Genomic DNA, 10,803 nt, shown 5'->3' on the forward strand with positions numbered 1-10,803 from the left:
AAATTACCTCCTTAGTGCAATATCCAGCACTTCTTCTACTCTTTCAACAAATTTAAACTCAATTTTTTTCTTTATGTTTTCAGGTATCTTTTCTATATCTTTTTTATTATCCATAGGTAAAATAACTGTCCTTATTCCTGCTCTATAGGCTGCAAGTGCCTTTTCCTTAACTCCACCTATAGGTAAAACACGTCCTGTTAACGTAATCTCCCCTGTCATAGCAACATCACTTCTTACTGGTGTCTTCGATAGGGCTGATACCATTGCTGTTATCATTGTAACGCCTGCTGATGGTCCATCCTTTGGAACAGCACCCTCTGGTACGTGAATATGTACATCTACATTTTTATAAAAATCTTCATCTATGTTAAATTCCTTAGCATGTGCTCTGACAAAGCTGTAACCGGCTCTTGCTGATTCCTTCATTACATCACCTAATTTTCCTGTTAGTTCAAGCTTACCAGTACCAGCCATTGGAATTACCTCAACCGGAAGAGTATCTCCACCATATGCTGTCCAAGCTAATCCCATAACAACACCTATTTGATCCTTCTTGTTCATCTCTTCGTATTTATATCTTGGAGCTCCAAGATATTTTGCTAAGTTTTGCTGAGTTATCTTTATCTTCTTTTCTCCATTTTCTAAAATTTCAATAGCTGCCCTTCTACATATTGTACCTATTTTTCTCTCAAGATTTCTAACACCTGATTCTCTTGTATATAGATTAATAACGTCCTTTATTGCCTTGTCACTAAAGCTAATAATGTCCTCTTTAATACCGTTTTCTTTTACTTGCCTTGGAATTAAATAATCCTTACAAATATGTAGTTTTTCTTCATCTGTATAACCAGATATTTCAATAACTTCCATTCTATCTAAAAGTGGTCTTGGAATTGTATCCAACGTATTTGCTGTTGTTATAAATAAAACCTTCGATAAATCAAATGGAAGTTCTATGTAATGGTCTCTGAAGCTGTGATTTTGCTCTGCATCTAAAACCTCAAGCAATGCATCCGCTGGATCTCCCTTAAAGTCTGAACTCATCTTATCTATTTCATCAAGTAAGAACACAGGATTCTTTGAACCTACCTGCTTCATACCATTTATTATTCTTCCTGGCATTGCTCCAATATATGTTCTTCTATGTCCTCTAATTTCAGCCTCGTCCCTTACACCACCTAAGGACATCCTAACAAACTTTCGTCCAAGTGAATTTGCGATTGACCTTGCAATAGATGTTTTACCTACCCCAGGAGGACCAACTAAACATAATATAGGCCCCTTCATACTCTTATTTAACCTTGTTACTGCAAGATATTCAAGTATTCTCTTTTTAACATCTTCAAGTCCAAAGTGTTCCTTTTCTAATACTTCTCTAACCTTCTTAATATCTTCTATATCCTTTGTTTCTTTACTCCAAGGTAAGTTTACAACCCAATCCAAATAGGTTCTTATAACACCTGTTTCCGGTGATTGTGAGCCTAACTTTTCCATCCTTGAAAGTTCATATAATGCCTTATCCTTTGCTTCCTTTGGCATTTTTGCCTTATCTATCTTCTTCTTATAGTCCTCTATCTCTGCTTGTATACCATCTCTATCTCCTAATTCCTCTTGAATTGCCTTTAGTTGCTCTCTTAGATAGTATTCCTTTTGCATCTTATCTATTTTTTTCTTAACCTTTGCACTTATCTTTCTTTCAATTTTTAATATCTCTATCTCTCTTGCTAAAATCTCAAGAAGCTTAGTTAATCTCTCCTTTGGTTCTATTGCCTCTAAAAGTTCCTGTCTATTTTCCTGTTTTATAATTAAATATGATGTTATAACATCTGAGAGTTTACTTGCGTCATCTATATCAATCACTGTTTCTATAACATCTTCAGGAATTGTTGGGTTTAATGATATGTACTCCTCAAACTCATCTAAAACTTGCCTCATAAGTGCTTCTATTTCGACACTTAAATTTACCTTCTTTTCTTCAAACACAATAGCCTTTGCCTCAAAATAAGGTTCAGTTTGGGTAAATTCTAAAACTTCTGCTCTATTTATACCTTCAACAAGAACTCTAATATTATCTCCGGGAAGCTTTAGTATTTGTTTTATTTTTGATATTGTTCCAATTTTGTATATATCATCAAAGTTTGGATCTTCAACCTTTAAATCCCTCTGTGTAACAAGTAAAATTGTTTGATCGTTAACCATAGCCTCTTCTAATGCAGCAATAGACTTTTGTCTTCCTACATCAAAATGCAAAACCATATGTGGAAATATAGTCAATCCTCTAAGCGGTATAAGAGGTAATTTAACTTCTGTCATATAATCAACTCCTTTCAAGGCCGTATCAATTAATATATTATAACCTATAACATACAATTTTTTCAACTTTTCTTTTACTTTACAAAATTAAAGGTATGCTAGTATATGCATACCTTTACATTATTATTTTTATAAATTACTAGCTGTCAATATACCTATATCAGATATTTCTTTATCGATAATAACTCGTTTGTTTTCATATATAATTGCATTTTCTATAACCTCTTTTATATGTTCAACTGGAACTATCTCTATATCATATTCTTTAAAACTATCCTGATAATTGTCCTTTGGTATTAATACCCTTTTAACACCTGCTCTCTTTGCTGCTTCAATTTTTGCAAGTATACCTCCAACTGGCTTTACAAGCCCTCTTATTGAAATTTCGCCTGTCATTGCCACTTCGTTATTAATTGGCAATTTAGTAATTGCACTATATATTGCTGTTGTTATTGTAACTCCTGCAGAAGGTCCATCTACCGGCATTCCACCTGGAAAATTAACGTGAATATCATATTGACGTGTATCAATATTAAAACATTTTCTTAAAACAGTCAATACATTTTCAACTGAACCCTTAGATGTGCTTTTTCTCTTATACTTCTTACCGTAGGATCCTGTCTCCTCCTCATCTATTATTCCATTTACAATAAGTTTTCCACATAGTCCCTCCTGTTTTATAGCAACTGCCTCTACCTCAAGAAGTGTACCCATATTAGGTCCATAAACTGCAAGACCATTAGCAAGGCCTATTTGTGCTTCAACCTCTATTTTTTTATCTGGTCTTGGTGAATAATTTCCACTTTCGATTACCCATTCAACATCCTGAGCAGTAATATCTTTTCTCTTTTCATTAATTGCTATTCCACCTGCAATTTGAATTATATTAACTGCCTCTCTTCCATTTGTAGCATACTTACTTACAAGTTTTGCTGCATCCTTTGATATTTCAAATCCGCCTTTTTTTGCTGCGTTTATTGATATCTTTTCAATTTCGTCCTGTGTTAATGCCCTAAAGAATATTTCAACACAACGTGAACGAATAGCTGGAGGGATATCCTCTGGGTTTTTAGTAGTCGCACCAACAAGTCTAAAATCTGCTGGAAGGCCATTTTCGAATATATCTCGTATATGCACAGGTATGTTTGGGTCTTCTGATGAATAATAAACACTTTCAAGATATACCTTTCTATCCTCTAAAACCTTTAAAAGTTTGTTCATTTGTACAGGGTGAAGCTCTCCTATTTCATCTAAAAATAAGATACCACCGTGTGCCTTTGTAACTGCACCAGGCTTTGGTTGAGGAATACCTGCAACACCAAGGGGCCCAGCTCCTTGATATATTGGATCGTGAACAGAACCAATTAATGGATCTGCTATACCTCTATCATCAAATCTCACTGTTGTTGCATCTACCTCAACAAATTTTGCATCCTGCTTAAAGGGAGATAGAGGATTCTTTTTTGCTTCCTCAAGCACAAGCCTTGCTGCTGCTGTCTTTCCTACTCCTGGAGGACCATATATTATAACGTGTTGTGGATTTGGGCCACAAAGTGCTGCCTTAAGTGCCTTTATTCCTCTATCTTGGCCTACAATATCTTCAAAGGTTGATGGTCTTGTTTTCTCAGAAAGTGGCTCTGTTAAGCTCGTTGTTCTCATTTTATAGAGCTTTTCGAGTTCCTTTTTACTCTCCTTCTCGATATATATTTTGCTGCTCTGTTGATTTTTTAGAGCGTTATAAAAATAGAGTCCTATTATAGCTGTAAAAATTAAATTAACAATAACCAGCAGCTGTGAAGCGTATGCCATATTATCCCCTCCTTTGTTTAAATATAGTATGTGTTTATAATTTCTTTTTATTCAAAAAAAAGAAAAGTGGCTAAAATTAGCCACTTTAAGAAACTATCTCATTTTTTAATTTATTTTTTTTAGAAGTAGTTTTTTTTGCCTTTTTTAAATTTTCTCCAACTATTAAAGTAGGTGGTTGCTTCTTTTCAATCGTGTCAAGAGTAACTATACACTTTGCAACATCATCCCTTGAAGGAATGTCAAACATTATATCTAACATAATTTCCTCTATTATAGCTCTTAATCCTCTTGCACCTGTTTTTCTCTTTATAGCTTCATCTGCTATCTTATATAGTGCCTCTTTTTCAAACTCAAGCTCAACACCATCTAATTCTAAAAGCTTTTGATACTGCTTTATTAGAGCATTCTTTGGTTCTGTTAGTATCCTAATTAACGCTTCATTATCAAGTTGATCTAATGTAACCACAATAGGTACTCTTCCAACAAACTCTGGTATCATACCAAACTTTAATAGATCCTCAGGAAGAATATTCTTAAGAAGTTCTCCTACATTCTTTTCCTGCTTGCTCTTTATTTCTGCACCAAATCCCATTGAATTAGTATGAAGTCTCTTTTCAATAATCTTTTCTATACCGTCAAATGCACCACCACAGATGAATAATATGTTAGTAGTATCTATCTGTAGGAATTCTTGGTGAGGATGTTTTCTTCCTCCCTGTGGTGGAACATTTGCAACTGTTCCTTCTAATATTTTAAGTAGTGCCTGCTGTACACCTTCACCTGATACATCCCTTGTTATTGAAGGATTATCAGACTTTCTTGCGATTTTATCTATTTCATCTATATAGATGATACCCTTTTCGGCTCTTTCTATATCATAGTCTGCATTTTGTATTAGCTTTAAAAGTATATTTTCAACATCTTCACCAACATATCCTGCTTCTGTTAAAGTTGTTGCATCTGCTATTGCAAATGGCACATTTAAAAGCTTTGCAAGTGTTTGAGCAAGAAGTGTTTTACCTGAACCTGTCGGTCCTAATAGAAGTATATTACTCTTTTGAAGCTCAATATCCTTGTTTTTTATCTTAGGCATATTAATTCTTTTGTAGTGGTTATATACTGCAACTGAAAGAGCCCTTTTGGCTTCATCTTGACCTATAACATATTGGTCAAGGTACTCCTTTATCTCCCTTGGCTTTGGTAGGTCTGTGTATTCAACCTCCTGCTCTTCAAATAGCTCTTCCTCTATTATTTCTGAGCAGAGATCTATACATTCATCACATATATATACGCCTGGGCCTGCTATTAGCCTTTTTACCTGTTCCTGTGTTTTACCACAAAAGGAACATTTAAGTTGTTTCTTGTCATCTATTTTTGGCATTGTTACACCTCGCATTACTTACTCTTCTTTATTATAACATCGTCTATAATGCCATATGCCTTCGCTTCTTCTGCTGTCATAAAATAATCTCTTTCTGTATCTTGTTCTATCTTTTCAATAGGTTGCCCTGTTCTTTGGCTTAAAATTTCATTTAATCTCTTCTTTATTCTTAAGATATGTTCTGCGTGAATTTTAATGTCTGTTGCCTGACCACGTGCACCTCCAAGTGGTTGATGTATCATAATTTCACTGTTTGGAAGTGCAAATCTCTTGCCCTTTGCACCTGCTGCAAGTAAAAATGCACCCATTGATGCTGCCATACCAACACATATAGTTGAAACATCTGGTTTTATATACTGCATTGTATCATAAATAGCCATACCTGATGTTATTTGGCCACCAGGACTGTTTATGTACAAGTATATATCCTTATCTGGATCCTCAGCCTCTAAAAATAGTAGTTGTGCAACAACTAAACTTGCAGTTTGGTCATTTATTTCATCAGATAAAAAGATAATTCTTTCTTTTAAAAGCCTTGAATAAATATCGTATGATCTTTCACCCCTACTGGTTTGTTCAACAACAATTGGTACCAAACTCATATTCATAACCTCCTTTTAATGAAGGCTAGCGTATGCTAGCCTTTTATATATTATTCTGTAACTTTACTATTGTTAACAAGAAACTCAACAACTTTGTTATTAACTATTTCTTCTTCAATCATATATCTTTCAGTCATTAAAATTGCTTGTTTCATCTTTTCAACGTCATCCTTTGAGTACATCTTAGCTATTTCTTCTGCTCTATTTTCAACCTCTTCATCTGTAGCAGTTATGTTTTCTGCCTTTGCTATAGCTTCTACGACAAGATTTATTTTTACTCTCTTCTTTGCTACTTCCTTGAAGTCATTTCTTAATGCTTCCATTGTAATTCCAAGCATTTCTACATAGCTGTTAATATCCATTCCTTGATATCTTAATCTATAATCTAAATCCTTTATCATATAGTCTATTTCGTGTTCTACCATAACTTCTGGAATTTCAACTTCACAAGCATCTACTGCCTTAGTTAAAACTTCTTCTTCTAAATCTCTCTTTGCTCTTTCTTCATTTTCCTTTTGTAGTTTAGCCTTTATATCATTCTTTAATTCATCAAGTGTATTAAATTCAGAAACTTCACTTGCAAAATCATCATCAAGTTCTGGAAGTTGCTTTACCTTGATTTCCTTTATAGTAACCTTAAATAGTGCTGGTTTTCCCTTTAGTTCTTCAGCGTGGTAGTCTTCTGGGAATGTAACATTTACATCAACTGTTTCTCCAACCTTTGCACCAACAAGTTGGTCTTCAAAGCCTGGAATAAATGTTCCTGAACCTATTGTTAAGTTGTAGTTATCAGCCTTTCCTCCTGGGAATGCAACACCATCTACAAATCCTTCAAAGTCGATAACTGCTATATCGCCATTTTCAACTGTTCCTTCTTCCTTAGTTATTAGTCTTGCATTTCTTTCTCTTAAAGCATTTAGTTCTGCCTCTATATCAGCATCTGTTACAGGATATTCAATTTTCTTAACTTCTATTCCTTTATAATCTCCAAGTTTAACTTCTGGCTTTACAACAACTTCTGCAGTATATACGAAATCTTCTCCCTTGCCAATCTTTACAACATCTATTTCTGGTCTATCTACAGGTTCAATGTTATTTTCCTTTATTGCTACTGGATAAGTTTCGTCTAATATGTAATTGATTGCATCTTCATAAAAAACACCTTCTCCATAGTACTTTTCTATAACTGCCTTTGGAGCCTTTCCTTTTCTAAATCCTGGTATGTTGAATTTTGATGCGTTCTTTCTGTATGACTTTTCTACTGCTTCATTAAATTTTTCACTTGAAACTGTTATTTCAAGCTTAACCTTATTATTTTCTAATCTTTCTACCTTTGTATTCATTTTACTTCCTCCTATTCAACTTTTTGTTCTTCCTGTTGCTTTATATAAACAGCCTATTATTACAGTTTAACATTGTAATAATAACACAATTAAAAAATAAGTTCAATAGTATCACAGAATTATTTGACCTTTAGAAACCCTCGCAATAACTTTATCCTTTGGTAATTTTACATTTTCTTCACTTAAAACTTCTTCATCTACGCTATTTAAAAGGTTTACGTCATAATATTTTGAGGCATTGAAAACTCTAAATCCTATACATTTTCCATTTTTATCGACTATATCAACCATATCAAGTATTAAGGATGCAGCTTCATCAAAGTTGAAATCTCTTTTAATTTCACTAGTATCTTCTGAGTAGGAGGCACAAACTTCTGAATCCTCCATTTCAAAGTATAAACTAACTATGTCGTGCATTCTGTCATAATAAACCTTCAAAATATCACCCACAATACAAAATATATTATCCCTTTACATTATATCCCATAATACATAAAAATTAAACAATTTAATTTATTTTTTTGTCCATAAGTTATATCCATCTGTTTCAAATATAATATCCCCCACTTCATCAGTTCTGAAATATTTAATCCTTAACTTATTTAAAAGGGATATGGTTTCTCTATGGGGATGCCCATAACTATTATCCTTACCTACTGATATTACGGCATATTGAGGATTTACTTTTTTAATAAATTGTACCGATGAAGAGGATGAACTACCGTGATGCCCTAATTTTATAACATCTGCCCCTACATCATATCCTTTTTTTAATATTTCTCCTTCAGATAGCTTTTCAGCATCCCCCATAAATAAAAATGCACTGTTTTTATATTTTACTCTTACTACTGCAGAATAATTGTTTAATTCTTCATAATAATTTCCATTAGGTGCTAATAGTTCAAACTCTACGCCATCTACATTAAACTTTACACCTGCCTTTGCAGTTTTAATTTTTATATTCTTCTTTTTTATTTCTTCCATCATATTTATAAAAGTTTTAGTATTTGTTGTAACCTTAGGCATAAAAATATTATTAATATTATAGTTCTTTATAACATCGTCCATATTACCTATATGGTCTTCATGGGGATGTGTAGAAATTAGGACTTCTATATCCTTAACCTTACTTTTATTTAGTTTGTTTAAAAAACTGTCCCTTACACTATTAGGCCCTGCATCAATTAATATATTTTTTCTATTAGGTGTCTGAATCAAAATAGAATCACCTTGACCAACATCTAAAACAATCACTTTAAGATATTTTTCTATGTTATTTGATTGTTCAATATTTGATTCTATGCAGCCTGTAAAAAACAAAGTAAATATAATTATAAGACAGCTTAAAATTCTTTTCACAGTTATACCTCCAAGTTTTTCATACATTCAAAGCTTTTCTTTATTTCATCAAAGCATCCATAATTATCCCTATAAACCTCAATAATATACTGACAGTCTTTATTTAAATTTTGTGTTCTTTTTATTAATTCTTTAAAATCAACCCCACCATAGCCAGGTAGCAAACAATCACAAAATTCATTTGAATCAGATACGTGTACATTTACAATCTTATTTCCAAACACATTCAAATATTCATCTATACTTCTGCCACTCCTTATAGCTTGCTTAACATCTAAAGTAAAATAGAGCTCTTCCTTCATATTTTCCTTAACAGCTTGTATAAACTTAGGATCATTTCCCATACACCAAGAAACATTTTCCCAAGCTATATATACATCATATTTCAAAGCTATTTTACATAAGTTATCCATAACCTTTGCTGCCCACTTTATATCCTTAATCTGTTTATTGTTTCTTTGACCGTGAAATATATAATATTTTGCACCAAGCTTTTTTGCCGCTCTGCAGGCTAATTCAAACTTTTCCTCCATCTCTTCCCTTCTTCTATTATAGGCATCAAATAGAAAGGGTTCAAAGGATGCAGGAAATGGATGTACTGTGTTTATACTTAAGTTATATTTTTTAATATTTTCATCTATCTTTGAAAGTATTTCTCCTGTCATCTCAGTTGATGATTCAAAAAACACCTCACATAGCTTAAAACCTATGCTACTTATGATTTTTAATGTGTCTTCTGTTAATACTTCTGGATAAAAACAAGCTGTTGAAATACCAAAGTTCATAAATTCCTCCTAAAAATTTATCATTTAAATGTATAATTCCCCAATTTAAAGGTAATATTAATTAATGTGATGAATAAGTTAAAAAGGCAATCCCAATCTCCTGTTTGTTAACTCCTGTTTCGTTCTGTTATAATGCTGCCAAAACCAATTAAAGGGGTTGCCTTTTTTAGATCACAAAAACATAAAATACTCATTAAAAATCCTCTATGTCTATAGAGGACTTTTATTTATATTTACTTTATCTCCTTTAATTTATACTTCCCCTTTTCTAAAACAAAAATTTTACCATCAGAAATTATTCTTAAACCTTCATTTTCATCAAATCCATCATATTTTATATTATTAATATCATAGGATAATTCACCTAATCTTACTAATCTTGTACCATTATAATTAGCATACCATATAAATATTCCTCTTTTAGTCAAATTATACGGAAGCTTTGTTAGAAATACTACTTTACCATCAGACGTAAAATGTGGCTTTTCTGCCCATATATAATCCTTCTGCCTCTGTAGGACCTTATCCTTTTCAAATGTATATTTAGATGTTTTTAAAGTTTTTAGAGTTATATCTTCATATGTTCCATCTATTGAATATACGATTATATTTTGGTTTTCTTTATCATCAAATACAACCTTTGTTCCATCCTTTAAAATATCAAAGTCAACATTGAATCCTTCTGATTTTACCTCAACAAATTTTTTTACACCATTTTCATCTTTATAAACAACTTTAAACTGCCTCTGTGAATTTGAGGTATATATGTATTCCTTTAATGTTTCATCCACCTTATTTTCTTGCTTTGGAGTATCCTTTATCTCTTCCTTTTTATTTTCTCTATTTATATTTACATCTTGTTTTATGTCCTTTTCCTGCTTCTTTAAAAAACTAAACTTATCGGCAATATTTATGTTAATACCTCTCTTATTTAATTGATACTTTGTATAAAAGAAGGCTGCAAAAATTATTATTAATATAATTAATGTTATATTAATTCTTCTTCTTCTCATCTGTTCCTCATAATTTTTACTAAAGATACTTGGTCTTCCCAAAGTTATCTCCTCCCTTAAATTGTTCCATCATATGCTATTATACCCTAACTTTCAAATAAAGGTTCTATAATAAATGTTGGGGCGTAGCCTCAGCATATTTTTTTACAAAAAATATGCACCTGTTTTAGATGCCTGGTAAAATTAAATTAATCACAA

At 32.4% G+C, this 10,803-nt stretch carries 9 protein-coding genes; all 9 read right to left on the reverse strand.

Annotation, left to right across the window (positions count from 1 at the left end):
* Positions 1-3: 3 nt before the first annotated feature.
* The 9 genes from lon to JG776_RS03805 all read right to left on the reverse strand — a co-directional run bounded on the left by lon (position 4) and on the right by JG776_RS03805 (position 10,647).
* A complete protein-coding gene (gene lon, locus JG776_RS03765) occupies positions 4-2,313 on the reverse strand; it encodes an endopeptidase La (protein WP_291964832.1) in 2,310 nt (769 codons plus the stop codon).
* Between the two features lie 129 nt (positions 2,314-2,442).
* Complete coding sequence (lonB, locus tag JG776_RS03770; RefSeq protein WP_291964834.1) at positions 2,443-4,122, reverse strand: ATP-dependent protease LonB; 1,680 nt, start codon at positions 4,120-4,122, stop codon at positions 2,443-2,445.
* Positions 4,123-4,207: 85 nt separating this feature from the next.
* Complete coding sequence (clpX, locus tag JG776_RS03775; RefSeq protein ID WP_291964836.1) at positions 4,208-5,503, reverse strand: ATP-dependent Clp protease ATP-binding subunit ClpX; 1,296 nt, start codon at positions 5,501-5,503, stop codon at positions 4,208-4,210.
* A gap of 14 nt (positions 5,504-5,517) precedes the next feature.
* The gene (gene clpP / locus JG776_RS03780) at positions 5,518-6,105 is read right to left on the reverse strand and encodes an ATP-dependent Clp endopeptidase proteolytic subunit ClpP (protein WP_027307719.1); all 588 of its coding nucleotides are present in this window, start codon (positions 6,103-6,105) and stop codon (positions 5,518-5,520) included.
* Positions 6,106-6,155: 50 nt separating this feature from the next.
* The gene (gene tig, locus JG776_RS03785) at positions 6,156-7,448 is read right to left on the reverse strand and encodes a trigger factor (protein ID WP_027307718.1); all 1,293 of its coding nucleotides are present in this window, start codon (positions 7,446-7,448) and stop codon (positions 6,156-6,158) included.
* Positions 7,449-7,559: 111 nt separating this feature from the next.
* A complete protein-coding gene (locus JG776_RS03790) occupies positions 7,560-7,886 on the reverse strand; it encodes a hypothetical protein (RefSeq protein ID WP_291964841.1) in 327 nt (108 codons plus the stop codon).
* A gap of 75 nt (positions 7,887-7,961) precedes the next feature.
* Positions 7,962-8,807 carry a ComEC/Rec2 family competence protein gene (locus tag JG776_RS03795; protein ID WP_291964843.1) on the reverse strand — a complete coding sequence of 282 codons (846 nt, stop codon included), beginning with the start codon at positions 8,805-8,807 and terminating at the stop codon, positions 7,962-7,964.
* 2 nt (positions 8,808-8,809) lie between these two features.
* The gene (locus tag JG776_RS03800) at positions 8,810-9,592 is read right to left on the reverse strand and encodes a sugar phosphate isomerase/epimerase (RefSeq protein WP_291964845.1); all 783 of its coding nucleotides are present in this window, start codon (positions 9,590-9,592) and stop codon (positions 8,810-8,812) included.
* Between the two features lie 233 nt (positions 9,593-9,825).
* Positions 9,826-10,647 carry a hypothetical protein gene (locus JG776_RS03805; RefSeq protein WP_291964847.1) on the reverse strand — a complete coding sequence of 274 codons (822 nt, stop codon included), beginning with the start codon at positions 10,645-10,647 and terminating at the stop codon, positions 9,826-9,828.
* Positions 10,648-10,803 lie beyond the last annotated feature (156 nt).

Origin of the sequence: Caloramator sp., from assembly GCF_020054765.1 — a bacterium.
In the GTDB taxonomy this organism is placed as follows: domain Bacteria; phylum Bacillota; class Clostridia; order Clostridiales; family Caloramatoraceae; genus Thermobrachium; species Thermobrachium proteoclasticum.

Bases quoted from the DNA above. Each gene is read 5' to 3' on its own strand.
- JG776_RS03800 (WP_291964845.1), bottom strand. From the start codon at position 9,592: ATGAACTTTGGTATTTCAACAGCTTGTTTTTATCCAGAAGTATTAACA.
- clpP (WP_027307719.1), bottom strand. From the start codon at position 6,105: ATGAGTTTGGTACCAATTGTTGTTGAACAAACCAGTAGGGGTGAAAGA.
- clpX (WP_291964836.1), bottom strand. From the start codon at position 5,503: ATGCCAAAAATAGATGACAAGAAACAACTTAAATGTTCCTTTTGTGGT.
- lon (WP_291964832.1), bottom strand. From the start codon at position 2,313: ATGACAGAAGTTAAATTACCTCTTATACCGCTTAGAGGATTGACTATA.
- tig (WP_027307718.1), bottom strand. From the start codon at position 7,448: ATGAATACAAAGGTAGAAAGATTAGAAAATAATAAGGTTAAGCTTGAA.
- lonB (WP_291964834.1), bottom strand. From the start codon at position 4,122: ATGGCATACGCTTCACAGCTGCTGGTTATTGTTAATTTAATTTTTACA.